The organism is Streptomyces sp. NPDC047706 (genome assembly GCF_043204795.1).
Classification (GTDB): domain Bacteria; phylum Actinomycetota; class Actinomycetes; order Streptomycetales; family Streptomycetaceae; genus Streptomyces.
The window spans coordinates 147,082-170,478 of record NZ_JBIDCW010000017.1; the positions used below are offsets into that span (position 1 = coordinate 147,082).

The window sequence follows — 23,397 nt, forward strand, 5'->3', positions numbered from 1 at the left end:
CCGCCCGGCGGGCGGCGCTAGACCTCCAGGTCTACCACCACGGGCGCGTGGTCCGAGGCGCCCTTGCCCTTGCGCTCCTCGCGGTCCACGTAGGCGTCCTTGACCGCGTTCGCGAACGGCTTGTTGCCGTAGACCAGGTCGATCCGCATACCGCGGTTCTTGGGGAAGCAGAGCTGGCGGTAGTCCCAGTACGTGTACGGGCGGTCGTACTTCAGGGGGCGCGGGACGACGTCGGACAGGCCCGTCTCGCGCAGGGAGGCGAGCGCGGCGCGCTCGGCGGGGGTGACGTGGGTCAGGCCCTCGAAGGCGGCCACGTCGTAGACGTCGTCGTCCGTCGGCGCCACGTTGAAGTCGCCGAGCACCGCGAAGGGGCGGGTGCCGCCCGCGTCGCCTGCGACGGTCGCCTTCAGCGCCTCGAGCCACTGGAGCTTGTAGGCGTAGTGGGCGTGGTCGACCTCACGTCCGTTCGGCACGTAGACCGACCAGACGCGGACCGGGCCGCAGGTCGCCGCGATGGCGCGGGGCTCCGTCGCACCGTCGTACCCGGTGTCGCCGGGCAGGCCCCTGACCACGTCCGCGATGCCGAGCCGGGAGAGCACCGCCACGCCGTTCCACCGGCCGGTGGCGTGCACCGCGGCCTCGTAGCCCAGGTCACGGAGCTGGTCGTACGGGAACTGCTCCTCGGCGACCTTGGCCTCCTGCAGGCACAGCACGTCCGTGCCGCTGTTCTCCAGCCAGGCCAGCAGGCGGGGCAGACGGGCGGTGATCGAGTTCACGTTCCAGGTCGCGATGCGCATGTCTCACAACCTACCGGGCGGGTCCGACAACGCGTCCCGCCCGCCCGCCGTCACAGCTGGGCGGACTCGCCCGGCGTCAGCCGCAGGTGTTCGGAGCCGCCGAGGGCGCCGATCTGCCGGTCGTAGATCGGGCGGGCCAGGTCGGTGAGCAGGGCGTCGTGGACGTCGTACGCCCGCCGCGGCTCGACCTCACGGACGTAGTCGATCACCTCGGAGATCTTGCTCCAGGGGGCCATGACCGGCAGCAGCAGCGTCTCCACCGGGTGGCCGGGCACGGTGAGGGCGTCGCCGGGGTGGAAGACGCCGCCGTCGACCAGGTAGCCGACGTTGGTGATGCGCGGGATGTCCGGGTGGATCACGGCGTGCAGCTCGCCGTGCACCTGGACGTCGAAGCCCGCGGCGGTGAACGTGTCGCCGTGGCCGACGGTGTGCACGCGGCCCGGGAACGCCGCCGAGATCTTGTCCGCGACGGACTTCAGCGTCCAGATCTCGGCGGCCGGGTTGCCCTCCAGGGCCGTGCGCAGCCGCTCCTCGTCGAAGTGGTCGGCGTGCTCGTGTGTGACGAGGATCGCCTCGGCGCCCGCCGCGGCGTCCGTCTCGCTGAACCCGCCCGGGTCGAGGACGAGCGTCCGGCCGTCCTTCTCCAGACGGACGCAGGCGTGCGTCTTCTTGGTGAGCTTCATGCGGTCCATCCTGCCCGGGGTGTGCGGCGGATGCTCGTGGCGGGGCTCACTCGTGGGGCGTGGTCTCCTCCCGGATGACCTGCTGGGCGACCTTGAACGCGCTGTTCGCCGCCGGCACGCCGCAGTAGACGGCCGCCTGGAGCAGCACCTCCCTGATCTCGGCCGGTGTGAGGCCGTTGCGCAGGGCGGCGCGGGTGTGGAAGGCGAGCTCGTCCAGGTGACCGCCTGCGATCAGGGCGGTGAGGGTGATGCAGCTGCGGGTACGGCGGTCCAGGCCCGGCCGGTCCCAGACCTCGCCCCAGGCGTAGCGGGTCACGAAGTCCTGGAAGTCGCCGGAGAACTCGTCGGCCTGCGCCAGCGCCCTGTCCACGTGCGCGTCGCCGAGCACCTCGCGCCGCACCTTGATCCCGGCGTCGTAGGGGTCCGGCCGCCCGTCCGCCTGCGGGTCGGCGACGGGCGGCGCGATCTCGGCGACGGGCGTGGCCTGCGGGGGCGGCGGAGCGGCCAGGACCGGTTTGACCGGGGCCGCCTGGATGGCCATCTGGCCGGTGGCGTCGAACGCGGGCTGCCAGGCGGTGGAGAAGTGTGTGACCAGCAGGTCCGTGACGGCGGCCGGCTGCTCGACGGGCACCAGGTGCGAGGCTCCGGGTACGACGGCCAGGCGGGCGTCAGGAATCCCGGCGACCAGGGTGCGGGCCTCGGCGGGGCCGGTGACCTGGTCCTCCGAGCCGACCAGGACCAGCGTGGGCACGCCGACCCGGCCGAGTTCGTGCCGTACGTCGAAGGTGGCGAGAGCCTCGCAGTCGGCGATGTAGCAGCCGGGGTCGGTGGTGCGCACCATCTGCACGGCCCACTCGGTGATCGCGGGCTGGGCGGCGGCGAAGCCGCCCGTGAACCAGCGGTCGGGCGCGCTGCGGGCGATCGGGTCGAGCCCGTTCGACCGTACGATCACACCGCGCCGGCGGAACTCGTCGGCGGTGCCGAAGCGGGGCGAGGTGGCGATCAGCGCGAGCGAGGCGAGCCGCTGGGGGTGGCGCAGGGCCAGCTCGACGCCGACCGCGCCGCCGAGGGCGCAGCCCGCGTAGCCGAAGCGGTGCACGCCCAGACTGTCGAGGGTGGCGAGCAGCCGGGCGGTGAGATCGCCGACGGAGCCCGCGGGGTGGGCGGGGGCGCCGCCGTGCCCGGGCAGGTCGAACCGGAAGACGCGCCACTGCTTCATCAGCTCCGGGACCTGCCGGTCCCACATGTGCCATGTGGTACCCAGGGAGGGACCCAAGATCAGGACGGGAGCCTCTTCTGGCCCGTCAAAGCGGTATTGCAGGGTGTTCGACGGTGTCTCACTCACGCCCCAGACCCTCTCACGTCTCACAAAATCTCACACGGCCAGGTGAACCCGGCGGCTCGTGACCCTCGCGGCGCGGCACGCCCGACAACCGTGAATACCCTGATGAGCTCCGCGAGCGCGTGATCCGCGAGGTCCGTGCCACCGGTCGGCCGATCGCCCACGTCGCGAAGGACCTGGGCATCCACAAGAGGCCCTGCGCGGCTGGGTCCGCCAGGCCGAGGCCGACCGCGGCGAACGCGACGATCGGCTGACCACCGCCGAACAGGACGAGCTCCGGCAACTGCGTGAAGAAGTGCCCGAGTTGAGGCGGGCGAACGAGATCCTCAAAGCCGCCGGCGTTCTTTTCCCACAAGCCGCCCTGGGTCGAATGCGGCGATGTAGACGGCGTCGTCAGCGACCAAGGGGGCCGTACTGATGCGTCGGGACACCTGAGTGTCAAACAACGGGTGTCCCTTTTGCCCGTCCCAGGCCAGCGCCCGGCCGCCCCCGTAGTCAGATGAACCGTCGCGCGACGGTAAGGGCTCGGCATCCCGAAGCCGGGATGCCGAGCCCCCCTTACCGGGGCGCGATCAGGCGGGGCGGATGTTCTCCGCCTGCGGGCCCTTCTGGCCCTGCGTGACGTCGAACTCGACCTTCTGGCCCTCCTGCAGCTCGCGGTAGCCCTGGCTGGCGATGTTGGAGTAGTGGGCGAAGACGTCGGGGCCGCCGCCCTCCTGCTCGATGAAGCCGAAGCCCTTCTCGCTGTTGAACCACTTCACTGTGCCCTTGGCCATGACTGTCTCCTTTGAGGGAAACCGGGCACGCACCCTGCGCGACCGGGAGGTGATCGCCCTGGTCCGGAGAGGCGCTGAACAGCAAGAACGCCCGTGAGGCGATCACGGGCGAACGGAACTTCGGAACCACGACTGCTGATCACAACGCTATAACGGCATGACGGAAGCCGCCAGCGAAAACGCGCCGGCATCCGGCCCGGAACGAAGGGCTGGATCGCCCGTGAGGCTCGGCCGATGGTGATCAAGCAGATTCACGCCCTCTTCCGCACAAGGCTGCGGCGAGGCATGACCTCTCCCCGCCGCCGGCTGTTCTCCGGGTGGACCCCACCGGTCATGCGCGCCGAAGCCACCCGAGTCTCGACTGCTGCGAGTGGACCAGTGTCGAGGCCCGCCGGGAGGCAGCGCACGTCGCAAAAGCACGACAGGGTGCACGAGATCTTCTCCAGCACCGGGCGAACGGTTCGGCCACGGAAGGTGGTACCGCTTTCACCGCTCCCTGTCCCCGGTCGCCGGCGTGATCCGATCGTGCCGAGGCACGCTGCGGGTGCCCCGCTCAGTCGGGAGAGCAGATCGCACAGGCAATGGATCACCCTGTCCCGCTCTCCGGGTACCGTCAGGGTATGAGTCATCCGCACCCCGAGCTGAAAGCCGCCCCGCCCCTTCCTGAAGGAGGGCTGCGGGTCATCGCCCTGGGTGGCCTGGGTGAGATCGGCCGCAACATGACCGTCTTCGAGCACGCGGGCAAGCTGCTCATCGTCGACTGCGGCGTACTGTTCCCCGAGGAGACCCAGCCCGGCGTGGACGTGATCCTGCCGGACTTCACCTCGATCCGCGACCGGCTGGACGACATCGTGGCCGTGGTCCTCACCCACGGCCACGAGGACCACATCGGCGGCGTGCCGTACCTGCTGCGCGAGCGGTCCGACCTTCCCGTCGTCGGCTCCAAGCTGACGCTGGCGTTCCTGGAGGCCAAGCTCAAGGAACACGGCATCCGGCCGCGCACGGTGCGGGTGCGGGAGGGCGACCGGCGTGGCTTCGGGCCCTTCGACTGCGAGTTCGTGGCGGTCAACCACTCCATCCCCGACAGCCTCGCGGTCGCGATCCGCACCCGGGCCGGGATGGTGCTGCACACCGGCGACTTCAAGATGGACCAGTTCCCTCTCGACGACCGCATCACCGATCTGCGCGCCTTCGCCCGCCTCGGCGAGGAGGGCGTGGACCTGTTCCTCACCGACTCCACCAACGCCGAAGTACCCGGCTTCACCACCTCCGAGCGAGAGCTGAACCCGGCGATCGAGCAGGTGATGCGCACCGCGCCGCGCCGGGTCATCGTCTCCAGCTTCGCCAGCCACGTGCACCGCATCCAGCAGGTCCTGGACGCCGCCCACCAGCACGGCCGTAAGGTCGCCTTCGTCGGCCGGTCGATGGTCCGCAACATGGGCATCGCCCGTGACCTGGGCTATCTGAAGGTCCCCTCCGGTCTGGTCGTGAGCACGAAGGAGTTGGAGAAGCTTCCGGATCACAAGATCGCTCTGGTGTGCACCGGCTCCCAGGGCGAACCGATGGCCGCGCTGTCACGGATGGCCAACCGCGACCACATGATCCGCATCGGCAAGGACGACACCGTCCTGCTCGCCAGCTCCCTCATCCCCGGCAACGAGAACGCCATCTACCGGGTGATCAACGGACTCACCCGGTGGGGCGCCCACGTGGTCCACAAGGGCAACGCCAAGGTGCACGTCTCCGGACACGCCAGCGCAGGCGAACTCGTCTACTGCTACAACATCGTCAAGCCCCGCAACGTCATGCCCGTGCACGGCGAATGGCGCCATCTGCGGGCCAACGGCGACCTCGCCATCCGTACAGGTGTCGACCCCGACCGGGTCGTCATCGCCGAGGACGGCGTCGTCGTCGATCTGGTCGACGGGCGCGCATCCATCACCGGCAAGGTCCCCGCCGGCAACGTCTACGTGGACGGCATGGAGGTCGGCGGCGCGACCGAAGCGTCCCTCAAGGACCGCCTCACCCTCGCCGCCGAAGGCGTGGTCACGGTGGTGGCGATCGTCGACGCGGACACCGGCGCACTCGCCGAGGCCCCCGACTTCCTGGCCCGGGGCTTCGTCCACGACGACGCCACCTTCGAGCCGGTCATCCCCGTCATCGAGAAGACCCTGGCCACCGCAGCTGAGGAAGGCGTCGGGGACGCCCGCCAACTCGAACAACTCGTCGCCCGCGCCGTGGCGAACTGGGCGTTCCGCACCCACCGCCGCAAGCCCCTCATCATCCCCGTCATCATCGACGCCTGAGCCGCGGCCCGGCAGCACGTCCGCGGTTCCGGTGGCGGCCCCGCGAGCATCGAGGTCGGGCACGCCCGGACCGGACGGTGGCGAAGCCGCCGGGCTCGACGAGGCGGATCGCCTCGCCGTGAGCGGCCGGCAGGTCCGCGAGGGAGTCGGTGTTGCGGGCGACGGCCCTGTCGCCGCGCTCCAGGGCCGCCTGCGCAAACTCGCGGCCGAAGCGCGGGAGGAACCCGTGACATGGCGGCCATGCACCCCGCTCAGGTGTCGCACCAGATCGGACAGCGTTCAACCGGGGCAGGTCGGCACCCGCACGTCGTGGCTGGGCACGGAGGCGACCGCTGCCCGGAGCGCGACCGTCTGTGCGTCGTTCAGCCGCAGCAGGACGTCCAGTTCGGCGGCGCCACCGACCCGAGCCAACCGCATCTGGGCCATTCCCCCAGGCGAGTCCTCCGGCTACGCCCCGCCCGCGACGCGCGCACGGGCATACGCACGTCGCGGGCCACAGCACGGGATGGTTGAGTCGACTGCGCGAGTGCCGGTGAAGCGGTCAGATCGCGGGACTCATCGACTCAGCCGCCGCTCTTGCGCCTGAACGACCGCTGACTCGCAGCCGGGCCGTGTGCCGAACGCACCTTCGATGCATAGGACTTGGCGGCAACATCAGCGGCATCCGCCTGCGCACCGCGCTTGCGCGCCAGGGCTTCGCGGAACTTGCGCTTGAGGTCGTAGTTGCCGTCGCTGTCCGGCTCCAGAGGGGACGTCCCGGGGGCAGCCGGCTCCGAACCTTCCGTAGATACGGGCTCTGCGGTCATGGTGACCTCCTGGGTTCGGGGGGGGTGGGCAAGCACAGCTTGTCATGCTGGGCGCAGTTCGAGGCGCCGGCAACATCATCCTGGGCCGTTTCGGCGGGCATCCCTCTCGCGGCCACAGGCGTTGACTTCGTAGGTGAGGCGCACAGGACGGCTTCGGGCCGGGCCCGAGGGTTGTCGATCCCGTGGCCAGGCTGCCAAGGCAACGACTCTCAGCCGTTGCGACGCACGAGGGCGGCCCTGCGGGCCTCGGCGAGCTTGCGGGCCTCGCCCGCCTTCCGGGACTTGCCGCCGGCGCCGCGGGAGGTGCCCTTGCTGGTGCCGAGGCCGCGGAAGGCAGCGTTGGTGTTCTTGGGCCGGGGGGCGGCGGGCTCGCCGTCGAGCGGGATCCCGGAGGGAGTCTTGGCGCCGGTGATCCGGCTCAGCTCCGCCTCGCCCGAGCGCACCTTGGTGACGGTCGGCTCGATGCCGGCCCCGGCCATCATGCGGCTCGTCTCACGGCGCCGGCCCGCCGGCACGAGCGTGACCACGCTGCCGGACTCACCGGCGCGGGCGGTGCGGCCCGCCCGGTGCACATAGTCCTTGGCATCGGTGGGCGGGTCGACGTTGACCACGAGATCGAGGTCGTCGACGTGCAGGCCACGGGCCGCGACATCGGTCGCCACCAGAGCGGTGATCTGGCCGTTCTTGAACTGCGCCAGAGTCCGTGTGCGCTGTGGCTGGGACTTGCCGCTGTGCAGGGCCCCGGCGTGCACCCCGCTGACCCGCAGATGCCGGGTGAGCTGGTCGACGGCGTGCTTGGTGTCGAGGAACAGCAGTACGCGGCCGTCGCGGGCCGCGATCTCCGTGATGACGGCGTAGCGGTCAGGGCCGTGGACGACCAGCACGTGGTGCTCCATCGTCGTGACGGTGCCCACGGCCGGGTCGACCGAGTGGACGATGGGGTCGTGGAGGTAGCGGCGGACCAGTTGATCGACGTCGCGATCGAGAGTGGCCGAGAAGAGCATCCGCTGACCGTCGGCGTGCACCTGTTCGAGCACGTCGGCAACCTGCGGCAGGAATCCCAGGTCGCACATCTGGTCGGCCTCGTCCAGCACGGTGATTCTCACCCGTCCCAGGCGGCAGGCGTTGCGCTCGATCAGGTCGTGCAGGCGTCCGGGGGTGGCGACGACCACCTCGGCTCCCTGGCGCAGCGCGGCGACCTGCCGACCGATCGACGTTCCGCCGACGACCGCGGCGATCCGCAGCCGCAGTGCCTCGGCGTACGGCGCCAGCGCCTGGGTGACCTGTTGGGCCAGCTCCCGGGTAGGCACCAGGATCAGAGCAAGGGGCTGCTTCGGTTCCGCGCGCCGCCCGGCCGTCCGTGCGAGTAGCGGCAGGCCGAAGGCGAGCGTCTTGCCTGATCCGGTGCGCCCGCGTCCCAGGATGTCGCGCCCCTCCAGGGCATCGGGCAGTGTGGCTGCCTGGATCGGAAAGGGTTCGCGCACCCCGAGTTCGCTCAGTGTCCGCAGCACCTCCGTCGGCAGTTCCAGACCGGCGAAGGTGACGGCCGGGAGCAGCGCCGGGGTCGTTGTCCCAGGCTGGGCGGGACTGCCGTGGGCGATGCCGGAGCCATTGGGGTGCTTCATGGAACAGCCTTCCGCAAGGGAACGTACCGAGGAAGGCCCGGCAGGTTTGAACAGCCCACGCACGAGCCGGACGGAACAGACGGAATCGCCCACCGCGACGACCACGCAAACGCGTGACACTAGCACACGGCATAACCTCGCGCCACTGATACCGATTGCCCCTGTGTGCGGGTGCCGGCAGCGGGTCGGCCTGGAACAACCGTTCCCCTTGAAGAACGGCCCCGCCCCACGGGGGGCTGTCGAGCCACGCATCGAGCACGGGATCCGGCTCCCGTGGCCGACCGGGAGGACCGGCATTGCCGTTCACTGCCCGAGGAGTTCCCGGACCATCGGCTGATGCTCGCGTCACCGGGCGAGGTCACGACCCCTGTGACGGTCCGGGAACTACTCCTGCGAGCCCTGGAAGAACACCCCGCCGAGGGCATCGCGGCAGACCGCTGGCGCAGGCGATCACGGCGCCGGGGCAGAGGAGACCACACGCACGGTGCGCGCGGCGTCCAGCGGCTCCTGCAGACCGGCCACCACGCAGCGAAGCCGGTGCCTCGCCAACCGGCACACCGCGTCATCCCGAGGGAATGCGGAACTCGAATGCGGGACGGTCCCACGGCACGGCGGGCGGGTTCGCAAACGCGGTCCCGGTCCGCACCGCGCCGACACGGTGGTAGAAGTCCTCGGCGGGAAGATGCGACACGACCATGACACGGTCGAGCCCGGCGGCACGGGCCTCGGACTGCATGTGCGCCACGAGCAGCCGTCCAATACCCCGTCCTTGCACGTCGTCGGCAACGAACAGCAGGTCGAGCTCCGGCGGAGCAAGGACGAGGGAGTAGAACCCGAGGACCCGGTCTCCCTGCCCGTCGGCGCCGACGGCCACAAAGGCGCGGTGGGCCTCAATGTAATCAGGACCGACCCGGTAGCCCGCGACTGCGGATGCGTACTTACCCTCGTAGGCGCCTGAGCCACGCACGAGCCGCGTGAGCCGTTTGGCATCCCGCGCAACGGCCCTCCGTATCGTGACCGGCTGGCCGATCGGGGAAATGCGTGAACTCACCGGGAGAGTATGTCGCACCGGAGCGTGCCGCCGTGCGGCGGGTCGGCTGCGCGGGCAGGATTCCTGCACCGCTCCCGGGAACCGTCTGCCCAGGCCCCGACCGACCAGAGATTTGCGTCAGCAAAGGGATGTGTCCTGGCTGATGGCACCAAGTCCCTGGGGCGTGTGTTGCGCGTCGGCCGTAACGCGTGCCGTCGCTGTGCCCTTGCTTCGGGTGGCTCCCAGGAGGACAAAAACGAGGGCGACGGCGCCCGCGCCGGCGTTGTAACCCGAGGGTCTCTGCAACTGTGCCAGGCCGTGCCCAGTGAGGGACCCAAGATCAGTACTGGGCGTCTTCCCGCCCGTCAAGGCGGTATTGCAGGGTGTTCGGTGGTGTCTCGTTCACCCGTCAGACCCTTCCACCGGAGTCCGCAGACTTCTGCCGGCCGTGGGTTCTCCCTTGCGTGCCGTACGCGGATTGTCACGTGCTGGGCCACATTCGTGTACACCGGCCGACGCGTCACGGCTCGATTCAGAGCGCCCTTCAGTCGCTAATGGTCTCGGTCCGGATGCGGCCCGGGCGCTGCCCGGAACGGACAGTGCGTTCTGTTCCGTGTGTTCCGTGCACGTCGACGGCCTCGGCCTCCTGGGCCGGGTTGCCGCTCCACCACGCACGGGCGGGTACCTCCTCGCCCTTCATCAGGAAGGAATCGGCGGCGAGTTGGGCCCGGTCGCCCACGATGGTCCCGTAGTGGACGAACGCGCCGACCCCGAGGGTCACACCGGCGCCGATGGTGATGCGGTCGGACTTGAAGGCGCCGTCCTCCTGCGAGTGGCACTGGACGACCGTCCCGGCGTTGAGGGTGCATCCGTCGCCGATGCTGACGAGGGTCCGCTCGATCAGCGAGCAGCCGTCGTCGAAGACCCGGCGGCCGATCCTGACGCCCAGCAGCCGCCAGATCAGGGCCTTGAACGGGGTGCCGTTGAAGACCTGCATGTACCGGTGAGTAGTCAGCTTCCAGAAGCGCTCGTGCCGCCAGAAGGACGGGTCGTAGATCGAGCAGTACAGCGGCTTCAGCGGCTGCCGGGCGGTGATGACCCGCTCGACCAAGGCGAAGAAGCCGACGGTGAACGACACGCTGACCAGGCCCGCCAGGGCGAACACCACCGCGCCGAAGCGGTGGTAGAGGTCCACCGCGGCCGTCGCGACAAGCACGAACACGAAGAAGTGGAACCAGTGCATCAGCAGGAACAGGCAGGCTGTCAGCGCGTTGTGCCGGTTCTTGGCGGCGAGGCGGCGGCGCAGCTCGTCACCCGTGGCGAGGTGGTCGAACTGACTGTCACGGAACACGGTCCGCGGGATCTCGAAGCTGGGTGAGCCCAGCAGGCCGACGCCTTCGCGGACGGGCCCGTCGACGGGGACCATGACCTTCGTCGCGAGCAGGCAGTTGTCGCCGATCCGGGCACGAGCGGGATAGGCGATGTTGTTCCCGAGGAAGCTGTTCGTCCCGATCTCGGCCCCGGAGTACCGGAAGGACGCGCTGGAGAAGTCGGCGTTGATGACAGACAGGCCGTCGGCCACCATGGTGCCGGTGCCCACATGGGTCAGGTACGGGGTGTCGTGTTTGACCAGCGAGCCGAAGTTCGACCCCGTCTGCCGCACCCGGCGCAGGTCGTATCCGACCGACCGCAGGTAGTGCACGATCGCTGAGCTGTCGCCGAACAGCAGGACGAGGAACCTGATGTTGGTCAGCCTCACGACCGCCCGCTGGATGCTGTGGTGAAAGCCGCACAGGTGATAGACCCTGCCCGGCTTTATCACCATGGAGAGCAGGCGAGGCAACGTGCTCACCATGACGAGGAGCGCGAGCAGACCACCGAGGAAGGCCATCTGGGAAGCGATCAGCGCCTCCAGAAGGAACTTCCAGCTCGTGAAGGTCAGCGGTCCGGCCGTCACCACCGCGTTGAGCTGCGGCACGACGGTCAGCACCATCGTGACGCCGGCCAGCGTCAGCGGGAGGTACAGCAGCAGGACGGCCAGCAGTTCCCACAGTCCGTAGAGGAACCGGCGCAGGGTTCCGCACGGCGCGGGCTCGACGGCCCGGAAATCGGTGCTCGTCGGCCGGGCCGGCGTCCCGTGCCAGGACTCACCTGCGGGCACCGACTGCCCGGAATGCAGCGAGGAAGCGTGCCCCAGCTGGGCATCGTCGCCCATCGACGTCCCGATGTCGACGACCGCCTGCTCGCCGATAGTCACGTCGGCGCCGAGCGTGACCGGGCCCGTCTCGATCCAGCCGTCATGCGCCCGGTAACCGGACATGAACACGTCCTTGCGGACGACCGTGCCCTCGCCTATGGAGATCAGATCGGCGCAGACAGGGACGTTGCGCGTGAGGATCGTGACGCCTCCGCCGATGCGCGCGCCGAGAGCCCTCAGGAACACCACGTACAGCGGTGATCCCATGAACAGGCGCACCGGACTGATGCGTATGAGGGTTCTGACACACCAGAAACGCAAGTAGCCAAGGCTCCACACGGGGACCCTGCGGGCGCTGAAACGGCCGATGACTGTCCACTTGGCCACGACGGGCAGCGCACAGAGCACCAGGAACCCCGCCGCTCCGAAGAGAACGGCCCGCAGATACGCGCCGGCCACGCCTGAAGCGGCCTCGATCCACTCGTAGCCGCGGATGGCGGCCACGGCACCCGCGCAGGTGAAGCCGAGGAAGACCAGCAGCTGCGTCGCGCCGCACAGCACCTGGTGCCATACACCGGCCGGCGGTGTTCCCGATTCACCGGCCGAGGCGTCATCCTGCGCCGGAAGAGTCGGCGACGGCCTCGACGGATCCGGCGAAGCGGTGTCCGTGAGCGAGGCGGCCAGGTTCTGGATCGTGGAGTGCTGATAGATGTCCTTCATCGACACGGAGGGCAGATCGTCCCGCTTGCGCACCCGCGCACAGAACTGCGCCATCACCAACGAATCCGCACCCAGATCCGTGAAGAAGTGACCATCGACCGGCACCCGCTCCACGAGCAACACGCCCGCCAGCACCTCCGCCAGCTGCGCCTCGGTGCCGGCCGCTGCCGCATGCGAGTCGCTGGTGTCCTCACCGCCGTCGTAGATCATGAGAGCTCCCTCTGGTCATCCCGGCCGGCGCCACGGGCTTCCGCAACCGACGCTGCGAGGGAAGCAGACCGCGCGAACACTGCCTGATCGGACTCCATCACTCAGAGCAACGCCGCACCAGGTATACACCGGACTCAACGTACCATCCCAAAATGGACGAATTCCCCGCCGAATGGCGTGGGTTTGCACCACCGATCCGCAAAGGAATCCGGCCGGCGACGGGGCCTTTGGGTCGACGGGGGCCTTTTGAATGAGTGAACAGCGCATGTCCGCACGGATTCTCGCCATCCGGCAGGACGAGGTGGGCTGCGGCCCGCGCGAGAAGCGGCTGCACAGGTCCGGTTCCTGGAGGCGGCTGCCGGCGGGCTGCCCGTGGTAGGCGGACCACCTCAGGGTCGATCACGGTCTGCCCGCCCGCGACCCGGTCCAGCGCGTCAAGGAAGCCGGCCGATGTCGTCCGCGCGGGAGACGAAGCGGGCCTCACCGTCGTGCACGCGGCACAGGAACGCGCCGCCGTCCTCGGCGGCCTCGAAGTACTGGCCGCCGGCGTCGAAGCTGACGCGGCGGGTGATGCCCTGCCAGGGGCGGCGCAGCAGTTCCGAGCGGAGGGCCGAGCGGCCGTCGGCGCCGGCGGCGGCCAGGCCGTGCGCGGCGAACCTGACGGCGTCGTAGGCCTCGGCCGCCCACGGCGCCGGCGCGGCGCCGTGGCGGTCGCGGTGGGCGGCGGCGAAGGCCCTGGTGCGGGGATCGGCGGCGGCGTCGTTGTACCCGGTGCCGACCATCCAGCCCTCCGCCTCGGTGAGGAAGCGCCCGGCCGCCACGTGCGCGGGCGCCCCGGTGGCCGGCGTCCCTTAGGGCGCTGGCGCAGGCCGCGGCGCGGTCGGGGCGGATGCCCGCGAACAGGACCGCGTCGTGCGCACGCGTGGCGATGCGCCGGGCGACGCCGGTGAAGCCCTCGTCCCCGGCGACCTCTTCCACGGCGGTCTCGCCGTCGAGCTTGCCGTGGACGGTGACGATCCGCACGGTCTGGAGGGTCTCCGCGGCGTCGGTGAGGTCGTGCACGACCACAGTCCTCGCGGGTTTCACGACCCGGTTGAGGTGTCGCAGTACGGCGGGCGGGCCGGCCGTCCTGGTCGAGCGGAGCACCAGCGTGGTGGTCAGGTTGGCGCCGTCGAGCCGGTCGGTGTCCGCGCGCGTGACGAGCAGGGTGACGCGCGCCTGCTCGCACGCGGCCACGGCCGCCGGCACGGTCGTGTTGGTCCCGGCACCGATCACCACCGCCACCTCGGGATCCGCGGCCAGCCGCGCCGCCGCGCGGGCGGAGCCCTCGGCGGTGGCGCCGTCGTCGGCGGTACGCAGGGCGAGGTCGAAGGTGCGGCGGTCGTCCCGGCTGTGCTGCTCGACGGCGAGCCGGGCGCCTCGTTCGTGGGCGGTGCGGACGGCGTCGGTCCGGTCGCCGAGGAGGCCCACCACCTGGCGGGGGCGTGGCGCGGCGCCCGGCCCGGCGGACGCGCCGGGGCGGGCCCACCACCAGGCACCGCCGCCGGCGGCGGTGACGCCCAGCACCGACGCGCCGGTGAGCAGGCGCCTTCGGGTGGGAGAACCGGCGGGTCCGGGCGCGGCCCGCGGGGGGTCGGCGGCGGTGGGTTCGGGGACCGGCAGGTCGAGGACGCGTGAGGCCCGGGCCGCCACGAGCGGGGGCAGCCCTTCGGGCAGCCAGCCCTGCGCGGGGAACGTGCCGAGTGCCCGGCGCAGTTCGGGCACGGCGGGGCGGGCGTCCGGGTCCTTGGCCAGGCAACCTCGCACCAGCTGCCGCAGGCCGGGCGGTACGCCGTCGAGGTCCGGCTCCTCGTGCACGGTCCGGTACAGCACGCTCGCGACCCCGCCGGTGCCGAACACGGCATGTCCCGTGGCCGCGTGGGCGAGGACGCAGCCGAGGGCGAAGACGTCGCTCGGCGGGCCCACCGACACACCCCGGGCCTGCTCGGGCGAGAGGTAGCCGGGTGAGCCGACGACGACGCCGTCCGCGGTGAGGGCGGTCGCCCCGACGCCGCGCGCTGTACCGAAGTCGATCAGCCGCGGTCCGTCGGCGGCGAGCAGCACGTTGGCGGGCTTGACGTCGCGGTGGACCAGCCCCGCCGTGTGCACGTCCTGCAGCGCCTCGGCCAGCGCGGCGCCCAGTGCCCGCACCTGCTCCTCGGGCCAGGGCCCGTTGCGGGCGACGGCCTCGGCGAGGGACGGGCCCGGCACGTACGCGGTGGCGAGCCACGGGGAGCGGCTCTCCGCGTCGGCCGCGACCACCGGGACGGTCCAGCGCCCGGTCAGGCGGGACGCCAGGTCGACCTCCCGGCGGAAGCGGGCGCGGAAGCCGGGGTCGTCCGCGTGCTCGGCGCGGATCACCTTGACCGCGCACCAGGCGCCGTGTGCGGAACGCGCCAGGTACACGACTCCCATGCCGCCCGCACCGAGCCGTGCCGCGAGCCGGTGGCCGCCGATCTCCGACGGGTCGGAGGGGCGAAGCCGTTCCATGCCTGATCGCCTTCCTCGCCGCCGTGCCGGAGCGGCGTTGCGTCGCTATGCCGTGGTCTGCGAGGCGCGCTCCAGCTCGGACAGCGACCCCAGTTGCCGGAACCGCCCGTCGCGGACCTCGTGGACGAAGGTGCCGTCCGACTTACGAGCTTCCCGCGTCCGCCGGTCCGGCCGGTCCGCGGCGCAGCGGCTCGCGGCCGCGGGGCTGCTCGGGCTCCGGTCGCGAGGGGGCGGGCGGGATGGCACGCGTGGCCGGCTCGGCGGCCGTGACGGTGAGCCGTTCGCCGTGGTGCAGCAGATCAAGGGGCTCGCCCTCCAGCAGGACGTAGCGTGCCGCGTCCCGGCCGATCTCGACGCGCAGCCCACGGCCCCGGATCAGCACGGTGAAGGCGAGCCGGGTCAGCTGCTCCGGGAGGCGGGGCGCGAACCCGACCATCGGCTCGCCGGCGCCGGCGCCGCCGTACTGGCGCATGCCGCCCAGCCCCAGTACCAGCGCGACCCAGGTCCCCGCGAGGGAGGCGATGTGCAGCCCGTCCCGCGTGTTGTGCTCCAGGTCCTGGAGGTCCATCAGGGCGGCCTCCCCCACGTAGTCCCAGGCGAGCCGGAGGTGCCCGGTCTCGGCGGCGAGGACGGCCTGGCAGCAGGCGGAGAGGGAGGAGTCCCGGACGGTGAGGGCCTCGTAGTAGGCGAAGTTCCGGGCCTTCTCCTCCTCGGTGAAGGCGTCCGGGCAGGTGAGCATGGCCAGGACGAGATCGGCCTGCTTGACGACCTGTTTGCGGTAGAGGTCGAAGTAGGGGAAGTGCAGCAGCAGCGGGTACTGCTCCGGCGCCGTCGCCTCGAAGTCCCAGCGCTCAAGGGTGGTGAACCCGGCCGACTGCTCGTGCACACCGAGCTGTTCGTCGTACGGCACGGCCATGCGGTCCCCGGCGTCCTGCCAGGCGGCGGCCTCCTCGGCCGCGGCGCCCAGTTCCGCCGCCTCGTCGGGGAACCGCCGCACGCAGGCCGCGGCCGCCCACAGGTTCCGGCGGGCCATCAGGTTGGTGTAGAGGTTGTCGCGGGCGATGGCGCTGTACTCGTCCGGGCCTGTGACCCCGTCGATGTGGAAGACGCCCCCGGCGTCCCGGCGGCCCAGCGAGTGCCACAGCCGGGCGGTGTGCACGAGGAGCTCCAGGCCGGGCCCGCGCACGAACTGCTCGTCACCCGTGGCGGCCACGTACCGCACCACCGCGTGGGCGATGTCGGCGTCGACGTGGAAGGCGGCCGTGCCGGCGGGCCAGTAGGCGGAGCACTCCGCGCCGCTGATGGTCCGCCAGGGGAACGCCGCTCCCTCCAGGCCGAGCGTACGGGCCCGCTCCAGCGCCGCGGGCAGGGTCTCCTGCCGCCAGCGCAGGGCAGAGGCGACGGTGTGCGGAGCCGTGAAGGTGAGGACGGGAAGCACGAACGACTCCGAGTCCCAGAACGCGTGTCCGTCGTACCCCGTGCCCGTCAGGCCCTTGGCCGGTACGGCACGGCGCTCGGCGCGCGCCGCCGCCTGCAGCACGTGGAACAGCGCGAAGCGTACGGCTTGCTGGATCTGCTCGTCGCCGTCCACCTCGACATCCGCCCGGGACCAGAAGTCGTCGAGGTACTGGCGCTGTTCGGCGAGCAGGCCCTCCCATCCGGAGCTGCGGGCGGTCGCGACCGCGCCCTCCACCTGGTCGCGGACGGCGGGCAGCGACCGCTCGGCCGACCAGCCGTGTGCCACGAACTTGACGAGTCTGAGCCGCTGGCCGGGGGCCAGCGTGGCGGTGACGGTGAGGCGGCTGACGTCGGGCTCGCTCTCGGCCGACCAGCACGTGCCCTCGGGCCCCTGCACGAGGTGGTCGGCCGCGACGCCCACCCGCTGGTCGCTGTGCCCGGTGCGGTGCAGCAGGCGCAGCCGGGTGCCCCGGGCGAAGTCCTCCTCCGCGCGCAGCGGTGTGTCGATCACGGCGGAGACCCGGGGGTCGCCGGAGGTGCGCGGAAGCTGTTCGTTGGCGACCAGTTCCGACTGGACGGCCACGGTGATCGGGGTGCCGAGCGGCTCCACGAGGTACTCCACCGCGGCGATCGCCCGCTGGGTGAAGGACACCAGGCGGCGGGAGGCGACGCGGGCCGCCGTCCCGGCGGGGCTGATCCATTCGGCGGTCCTGCTCAGCAGACCGGTGCGGAAGTCCAGCACGCGCTCATGGGCGACGAGTTCGCCGTAGCGCAGGTCGAACGGCTCGTCGTCGACCAGCAGCCGGATGATCTTTCCGTCGGTGACGTTGACAGCCGTCTCGCCGGACTCGGGGTAGCCGTAGCCGCCCTCCCCGTACGGCAGGGGGTGCACCTCGTGGACGCCGTTGAGGTAGGCGCCGGGCAGTCCGTGCGGTTCGCCCTCGTCGAGGTTGCCGCGCCAGCCGACGTGCCCGTTGGCCAGGGCGAACACGGACTCGCTCTGGGCGAGGACGTCGAGGCTCAGTTCGGTCTCGCGCAGGGACCAGGGCTCGCAGCCGAAGGCCGGGTGGGTGATCACCGCGGTTCCTCCAGCAGCTGGGCGAGGTCGGTCACGACCAGGTCCGCCCCGTGCCGGCGCAGTTCCGCCGCCTGGCCCACCCGGTCGACACCGACGACGACACCGAAGTGACCCGCGTGCCCGGCCTCCACGCCGGCCAGGGCGTCCTCGAACACCGCCGCCGCGGCGGGTTCGACGCCGAGCAGGCGGGCACCGGCGAGATAGGTGTCGGGGGCGGGCTTGCCGCGCAGCCCCTGCTCGCGCCGGGTGATGCCGTCCACGCGCTCCTCCAGCAGGTCCTCGATCCCGGCGGCGACCAGCACGTCACGGCAGTTGGCGCTGGAGGAGACGACGGCGCGCCGCAGACCGGCGTCCCGGGCAGCCCGCAGAAAGGCGACCGAGCCCTCGTACGGCTCGACGCCCTGCTCGCGGATCATGCGGAGCACCAGCTCGTTCTTGCGGTTGCCCACGCCGTGCACGGACTCGTGGCCGGGTCCGTCACCGGGTGAGCCCTCGGGCAGTTCGATGCCGCGCGAGGCGAGAAACGTGCGCACTCCGTCCTCGCGGGGGCGGCCGTCCACGTAGGCGTCGTAGTCCTGGCGGGCGTCGAAGGGCACGTAGGTGCCGCCCTCCCGGTCGGCGCGCCGGCGCAGGAAGGCGTCGAAGGTCTCCTTCCAGGCGGCGGCGTGGACCTTGGCGGTCTGCGTCAGCACTCCGTCGAGGTCGAACAGACAGGCCCGGACGTGATCGGGGAGGCCCAGCACGGCTCACCGCCCGTCCGGCAGGTACCACTGGTGGGGCCGGACGAGCCGGTGGATGCTCTTTGGCCCCCAGGATCCCCTGGGGTACGGTTCGACCGGCGGCGGGTGCTTCAGCAGGGGCTCGGCGACCTCCCACAGGCGGTCGATGCCCTCGGCGCTGGTGAACAGGGACTGGTCGCCCAGCATGGCCTCCAGGATCAGGTGCTCGTAGGCCTCCAGGGCGTGGTCCTGGACGAAGGAACCGGCGTAGTCGAAGACCATCTCGGTCTGTCCGAGCCGCATCTCGGGTCCGGGTTCCTTCGCCAGGAAGCGCGCGGTGATCCTGCCGGGATCGTCGAAGTCGATCGCGAGCGAGTCGCAGCCGGCCGCGGCGGCGTCGTGGGCGGCCGCCGGGAACATGCGCAGGGGTGGCTGCCGGAAGGTGAGGGTGACCATGTGCCGTCCCTCGGCCAGCGCCTTGCCCGAGCGGAGGTAGAACGGCACCCCGGCCCAGCGCCAGTTGTCGATCTCGACGCGGAGTGCGGCGAAGGTCTCGGTGTCGGAGGCGGGCGCCACTTCCTGCTCGCCGCGGTAGCCCTCGTACTGGCCGCGCACCGCATGTGCCGGGTCCAGGAGCCGCAGGCTGCGGAAGACCTTGTTCTTCTCCTCCCGCAGCGAGCGCGCGTCGAGCGCCGCCGGGGGTTCCATGGCCACGAAGCCGAGAAGCTGGAAGAGGTGGGTGACGATCATGTCCCGGAAGGTGCCGGTGCCCTCGAAGAACCGGGCGCGGCCCTGGATGTCGATGCTCTCCGGCACGTCGATCTGGACATGGCTGATGTGATCGCGGTTCCAGATCGGCTCGAACATCCCGTTGGCGAAGCGCAGGGCCAGGATGTTGTCGACGGACTCCTTGCCGAGGAAGTGGTCGATGCGGAACACCCGTGACTCGTCGAAGACGGCGTGCAGGGTGTCGTTCAGGGTGCGGGCCGAGGCGAGGTCCGTGCCGAACGGCTTCTCGACGATGACCCGGGCCCCCTCCGACAGCCCCGACGCGCCGAGCATCGTGACGACGGAGCCGAAGGCGACCGGCGGCACGGCCAGATGGAACAGCCGCCGGGGACTGCCGCCGACGGCACGCTCGGCCTCCCGTACGGCGGCCAGGAGCGGGGCCGTGTCGCCGGGGTCGGCGGAGCCGAAGGACAGGGCTTGCTCGAACGCCTCCCACTGGTCACCCTCGGGTGCCGACCGGCCGAACCGGGCGACGGCCTGCCGGGCGTGCTCGCGGAACTCCGCCTCGCCGGGAGCGTCGGCGGCGGGTGCCGTACCGACGATGCGGTACCGGGCGGGCAGCAGGCCCGCCTTGGCCAGATGGAACAGGCCGGGCAGCAGCTTGCGCCGCGCGAGGTCGCCGGTGGCCCCGCAGATGACGATCACGTGATCGTCGGGCAGCCGCCCTGCCGCGGCGAGGGAGCGGGTGACGTCGTGCCGGTCGTCAGTGGCCATCGTGTGCTTCCCCGTCCTCGCCGACGCAACATCCTGCACAGCACGCTAGCGGCGACGGGCGCATTCGGCCGGGTGGGGATGCTCCAGGCGGGGGCCGGTGAGGGCGACCCCCGGGGCCGGGGGGTCGCCCCGGCCCCGGGCACGCGGGTCAGCGGGCGGCCGCCGCGGTCAAGGGGCTCGGCAGCAGGTCGTCGAGGATGCGGGCGGGGCTGTTCGCCGCGTCGGGGACCGGTTGGCCGGCGAGGGCGCGCAGCACGGAGGCGGCGACCGTGGTGCCCGCCCTGTCCTGGGCCTCCGCGGTGCTCGCGCCGAGGTGGGGCGTGGTGATGACGTTGTCGAGGCCCAGCAGCGGCGAGTCGGTGCAGGGTTCGTCGGCGTGGACGTCGAGGGCGGCGCCGGCGATCTGCCCGGTGGTCACCGCGGTGTGCAGGGCTGCCTCGTCGACGATGCCCCCGCGCGCGACGTTGACGAAGTAGGCGCCGGGCTTGGCCCGGCCCAGCTCCGCAGCGCCGATCAGGCCCGTGGTCTCGGGCGTCCTCGGCAGGTGGACCGTCACGAAGTCGGATCGCGTCAGGAGTTCGTCCAGGGTCACCAGGGGCGCCGGGCCGTCCGTGTCCGGCACATAGGGGTCGTGGGCGAGGACGTTCATGTCGAAGGCCCGCATGCGGGTGGCCACCAGACGGCCGATGCGGCCGAGGCCCACGATGCCCAGGGTCTTGCCGGCGAGTTCGGTGCCGGTGAACCGGCCGCGCTGCCATGAGCCCGCGCGCAGCGCGCCGTCGGCCTGGGGCAGGTTGCGGGCGACGGCCAGGATGAGGGCGCAGGTCATCTCGGCGGCGCTGACGACGTTCGCGGCCGGCGCGTTCACCACCAGCACGCCGGCGGCCGTGGCGGCGGGGATGTCGACGTTGTCGAGGCCGACGCCGGCGCGCCCGATGACCTTCAGGCGGCGGGCGGCGCCGATGACCTCGGCGTCCGCCCGCGTGCCGCTGCGGATCAGGAGCGCGTCGGCGTCGGCGGCGAGGAGTCCGGCGCGGTCGGTGCCGTCGCAGTGGCGGACCTCGACGCCGGTGCCGAGTGCGTCCAAGGCGGCGGGCGACAGCCGGTCGGCGATCAGGACGAGGGGCCTGGACATGGTGTGCCCTTTCTGGGCGTAGACGGGCGGCTCGGCGGCGGTGCCCAGGGCCGCCAGGGCGGCGTACAGGGCGCGGACCCTGACGGCGAGCAGGCCGAGGGTGGTCAGGATGGGCAGGGCGGCCAGGAAGGCGTTCACAGGGCGGCCTCGGTGGTGACGTGCGGTCGGTACCCGGGGGCGGCGGTGCCGAGCAGGGCGCGCACGCAGCGGTCCGCGTCCAGCAGGGCACGTGAGATGCCGCCGGGAGAGGGGACGTAGTGGTTGCAGAACGTGGCTCCCTCGCAGAGCGGGCCGAGGATCCACAGGGCGCCGGTCCACGGTGCCGTCGCGTCCCACGGGGTGCTGCTGCGGGGTGATGTCCACGCCGCGGCTGCTGCTCGCCCGGGCGCGGTGGCGGCGGATGCGGCCGCTGTCGCGCAGCTGGGTGAGCAGGGCGCTGCCGGTGTGGTCCACGTCGGGCTGGCCCGACGTGGCGTGGCACAGCCAGTCGGCGTGGGTGGTGTACCGCTGGGTGAAGCGGGTCGAGGACAGCCGCCAGGCGCCGGCGTTCCCGTCCCAGGTCACCTCGGGCTCCGGTCCCAGGGGGACCTCCACGACTCCGGCGTCGATCAGGGCGAGGAGTTCGCCGTGCCGCTCCCGTTGCGGGCCGGTCACGGCACGGTTGAGGACCGCGGTGAAGGCCCCGTAGAACTCGTCGTGCGACTTCTCGTCCAGGCCGCCGAAGTCGACGGCGTGGCGCAGGACGTCCCGCTGGTCGCGCAGCACTTCGAGGGCGGACTTGAGGGGACTGGCACCGAGGCCCTTGGCGGCCTCGGCGTGCTGCCCGGCTCCAGGCGGTCGCCGGTGCGCTCCACGGCGGCCAGGACCGAGCCGGTCGAGCCGCCCAGGGCGATGCCGCGTTCGGTGGCGAGCCGGCGGCACATCCGCACGGCCTCGAACTCCGGGACCAGGATCGCCTCGTCGACCCGCCCCGAGCGGAAGATCTCGGGACGCCGGCTGGTGCCGAGCCCGGGGATGTGCCGCTTTCCGGGGGGCGCGCCGAACGTCACCGAACCCACCGAGTCGACGGCGACGATCCGGGTGTGCGGGGAGTGCTCGCGGAAGTAGTCGGTGCAGCCCATGAGCGTTCCGGTGGTGCCGGCGCCGATGTACAGGTGGTCGACCGTCCAGCCCTGCCGGGCGATGGCGGCCGCGGTGCGCTCGTAATGGGCGCGCGGATTGGCGGGGTTGGCGTACTGGTTCGGCCACACCAGCGAGGCGTCCTGGCGCAGTCGCTCGTGGATGTAGTCGATCCGGGTCTGCAAGTACCCCCCGTTGGCGTCGCGTTCGGTGACCACCACGACGTCCGCGCCGAACGCCTCCATCAGGCCGACGCTCTGGCGCTAGGTGTTGGGGTCGACGACACAGGTGAAGGCGTAACCGCGGGCGGCGCAGACCGAGCTGAGCGCGATGCCGAGGTTTCCGGAGGACGACTCGATGACCCGCCCGCCCGGCCTCAGCCGGCCCTTGCGCTCCGCGTCCTCGATGAGACCGATCGCGGCCTCGATTTTGATGGAGTCGGCTGGATTGAGGCCTTCGATTTTCAACTTCAGATCGATGTGCGGAAAGAATCCGTCCAAGTCCAGGAAGACACTGTCCAGCACCAGTTCATGAGCATTCCGATAGAGCACCGGACCCCCGTCCTTCCCAACAGCGGATTCCTCGACTCTGCCGCCCTCGTGGCGGAGCCGCCCGAACCGCGCCGCGCACTTTGTCACTTGCGGGGCGAGTCTCCGGGCGCAGACCGGGGAACGTGGTGGAATGTCGTGGTCAGAAGAGCAATCGCCGTGGAGGCTGAAAGCGTGGATGACATGGACGCACCGGACAGCGGAATTCTCCTCTTCCGCAACACCATGCGCATCACCGAAGGGCATCTCGACGCCTATCGGGAAGCCACCGACCGGGCGGTGCGGTTCGTGGAACAGCACGGTCCACAGGTCATGGTGGAGGTGTTCATCGACGAACAGAAGCTGCTCGCGCACAGCTTCCAGCTGTACCGCGACTCCGATTCGGTCCGAGCGCACTGGAAGATGTCCGAACCGTACATCCGGGAAGTGATGAAGCACTGCCGGGTGGAACGCTTCGAGGTGTTCGGAGAACCCGATGCCGAGGTGGCGGCGGGCGTGCGGGGTTCGCTCGACGACGAGGTCTCGCCCTCGTTCGCGTCGCGCTTCACGGGGTTCATGCGATTCGACGCGTTGCGTTCCGGGAAGTAGCGAGCGCCGGTCTTCCGCACCGGCCCCGGCAGATCCGCCCCGGCCGCGTGTGCGCTGCGGCCGGGGGTCTTCCTCGCTGCTGTCGTGGGGTTCAGCCGACGACGGTCCAGGTGTCGCCGCCGGCGAGGAGTGTGGCGAGGTCGCCCTTGCCGTTCTGCTCGACGGCGGCGTCGAGCTGTCCGGTCATCCGGGTGTCGTAGACGGGGCGGTGCACGGCGCGGAAGACGC

General features: G+C 71.4%; 15 protein-coding genes and 4 pseudogenes. 2 read left to right on the forward strand and 17 right to left on the reverse strand.

What is annotated here, in order from left to right; genetic code table 11:
* Positions 1 to 17: 17 nt before the first annotated feature.
* The 4 genes from ACGF8A_RS21235 to ACGF8A_RS21250 form a co-directional block, all read right to left on the reverse strand.
* On the reverse strand, positions 18 to 797 hold the full coding sequence (locus tag ACGF8A_RS21235) for an exodeoxyribonuclease III (RefSeq protein WP_393110357.1): 780 nt from the start codon (positions 795 to 797) through the stop codon (positions 18 to 20).
* A 50-nt stretch (positions 798 to 847) separates the two neighbouring features.
* Positions 848 to 1,480, reverse strand: a complete 633-nt coding sequence (locus tag ACGF8A_RS21240; protein ID WP_393110359.1) for an MBL fold metallo-hydrolase — start codon at positions 1,478 to 1,480, stop codon at positions 848 to 850.
* A 46-nt stretch (positions 1,481 to 1,526) separates the two neighbouring features.
* Positions 1,527 to 2,825: a 4-carboxymuconolactone decarboxylase gene (gene pcaC / locus ACGF8A_RS21245; protein WP_393110361.1), complete on the reverse strand. Its 1,299-nt coding sequence runs from the start codon at positions 2,823 to 2,825 to the stop codon at positions 1,527 to 1,529.
* A gap of 569 nt (positions 2,826 to 3,394) precedes the next feature.
* A complete protein-coding gene (locus tag ACGF8A_RS21250; RefSeq protein WP_014670069.1) occupies positions 3,395 to 3,598 on the reverse strand; it encodes a cold-shock protein in 204 nt (67 codons plus the stop codon).
* A gap of 620 nt (positions 3,599 to 4,218) precedes the next feature.
* On the opposite strand from ACGF8A_RS21250, the gene ACGF8A_RS21255 reads away from it, so the two are divergent.
* Positions 4,219 to 5,904, forward strand: a complete 1,686-nt coding sequence (locus ACGF8A_RS21255) for a ribonuclease J (protein ID WP_393110363.1) — start codon at positions 4,219 to 4,221, stop codon at positions 5,902 to 5,904.
* Positions 5,905 to 6,183: 279 nt separating this feature from the next.
* Here the strand turns inward: ACGF8A_RS21255 and ACGF8A_RS21260 are convergent, their stop codons facing one another.
* The 12 genes and pseudogenes from ACGF8A_RS21260 to sbnA form a co-directional block, all read right to left on the reverse strand.
* Positions 6,184 to 6,321, reverse strand: coding sequence for a hypothetical protein (locus ACGF8A_RS21260; RefSeq protein WP_393110365.1), 138 nt, complete (start codon positions 6,319 to 6,321; stop codon positions 6,184 to 6,186).
* A gap of 146 nt (positions 6,322 to 6,467) precedes the next feature.
* Positions 6,468 to 6,710: a DUF5302 domain-containing protein gene (locus ACGF8A_RS21265; protein ID WP_393110367.1), complete on the reverse strand. Its 243-nt coding sequence runs from the start codon at positions 6,708 to 6,710 to the stop codon at positions 6,468 to 6,470.
* Between the two features lie 209 nt (positions 6,711 to 6,919).
* Positions 6,920 to 8,335, reverse strand: coding sequence for a DEAD/DEAH box helicase (locus ACGF8A_RS21270; protein ID WP_393110369.1), 1,416 nt, complete (start codon positions 8,333 to 8,335; stop codon positions 6,920 to 6,922).
* Between the two features lie 562 nt (positions 8,336 to 8,897).
* Positions 8,898 to 9,386: a GNAT family N-acetyltransferase gene (locus ACGF8A_RS21275; RefSeq protein WP_393110371.1), complete on the reverse strand. Its 489-nt coding sequence runs from the start codon at positions 9,384 to 9,386 to the stop codon at positions 8,898 to 8,900.
* A gap of 523 nt (positions 9,387 to 9,909) precedes the next feature.
* Complete coding sequence (locus ACGF8A_RS21280; protein ID WP_393110373.1) at positions 9,910 to 12,492, reverse strand: Pls/PosA family non-ribosomal peptide synthetase; 2,583 nt, start codon at positions 12,490 to 12,492, stop codon at positions 9,910 to 9,912.
* Positions 12,493 to 12,926: 434 nt separating this feature from the next.
* The gene (locus tag ACGF8A_RS21285) at positions 12,927 to 13,274 is read right to left on the reverse strand and encodes an ABC transporter substrate-binding protein (RefSeq protein WP_393110375.1); all 348 of its coding nucleotides are present in this window, start codon (positions 13,272 to 13,274) and stop codon (positions 12,927 to 12,929) included.
* 1,018 nt (positions 13,275 to 14,292) lie between these two features.
* A pseudogene (locus tag ACGF8A_RS21290) lies at positions 14,293 to 15,021 on the reverse strand (serine/threonine-protein kinase); the annotation flags it as partial.
* Between the two features lie 142 nt (positions 15,022 to 15,163).
* Positions 15,164 to 17,557 carry a glycoside hydrolase family 65 protein gene (locus ACGF8A_RS21295; protein WP_393110377.1) on the reverse strand — a complete coding sequence of 798 codons (2,394 nt, stop codon included), beginning with the start codon at positions 17,555 to 17,557 and terminating at the stop codon, positions 15,164 to 15,166.
* Positions 17,554 to 18,300, reverse strand: coding sequence for a beta-phosphoglucomutase family hydrolase (locus ACGF8A_RS21300; protein WP_393110379.1), 747 nt, complete (start codon positions 18,298 to 18,300; stop codon positions 17,554 to 17,556). The genes ACGF8A_RS21295 and ACGF8A_RS21300 overlap by 4 nt, the downstream gene beginning before the upstream one ends.
* 3 nt (positions 18,301 to 18,303) lie before the next feature.
* Positions 18,304 to 19,779: a glucose-6-phosphate dehydrogenase gene (zwf, locus tag ACGF8A_RS21305; RefSeq protein ID WP_393110381.1), complete on the reverse strand. Its 1,476-nt coding sequence runs from the start codon at positions 19,777 to 19,779 to the stop codon at positions 18,304 to 18,306.
* Between the two features lie 151 nt (positions 19,780 to 19,930).
* Positions 19,931 to 20,914, reverse strand: a pseudogene (locus ACGF8A_RS21310) (hydroxyacid dehydrogenase); the annotation flags it as partial.
* A gap of 650 nt (positions 20,915 to 21,564) precedes the next feature.
* Positions 21,565 to 22,827 (reverse strand): annotated as a pseudogene (gene sbnA / locus ACGF8A_RS21315) (2,3-diaminopropionate biosynthesis protein SbnA).
* On the opposite strand from sbnA, the gene ACGF8A_RS21320 reads away from it, so the two are divergent.
* Positions 22,765 to 23,169 (forward strand): hypothetical protein, encoded by a 405-nt coding sequence (locus ACGF8A_RS21320; RefSeq protein ID WP_393110383.1) that lies wholly within the window; start codon positions 22,765 to 22,767, stop codon positions 23,167 to 23,169. The pseudogene sbnA and the gene ACGF8A_RS21320 sit on opposite strands and share 63 nt — an antisense overlap.
* A gap of 91 nt (positions 23,170 to 23,260) precedes the next feature.
* Here ACGF8A_RS21320 and ACGF8A_RS21325 read toward each other — a convergent pair.
* Positions 23,261 to 23,397, reverse strand: a pseudogene (locus ACGF8A_RS21325) (2-oxoacid:ferredoxin oxidoreductase subunit beta); the annotation flags it as partial.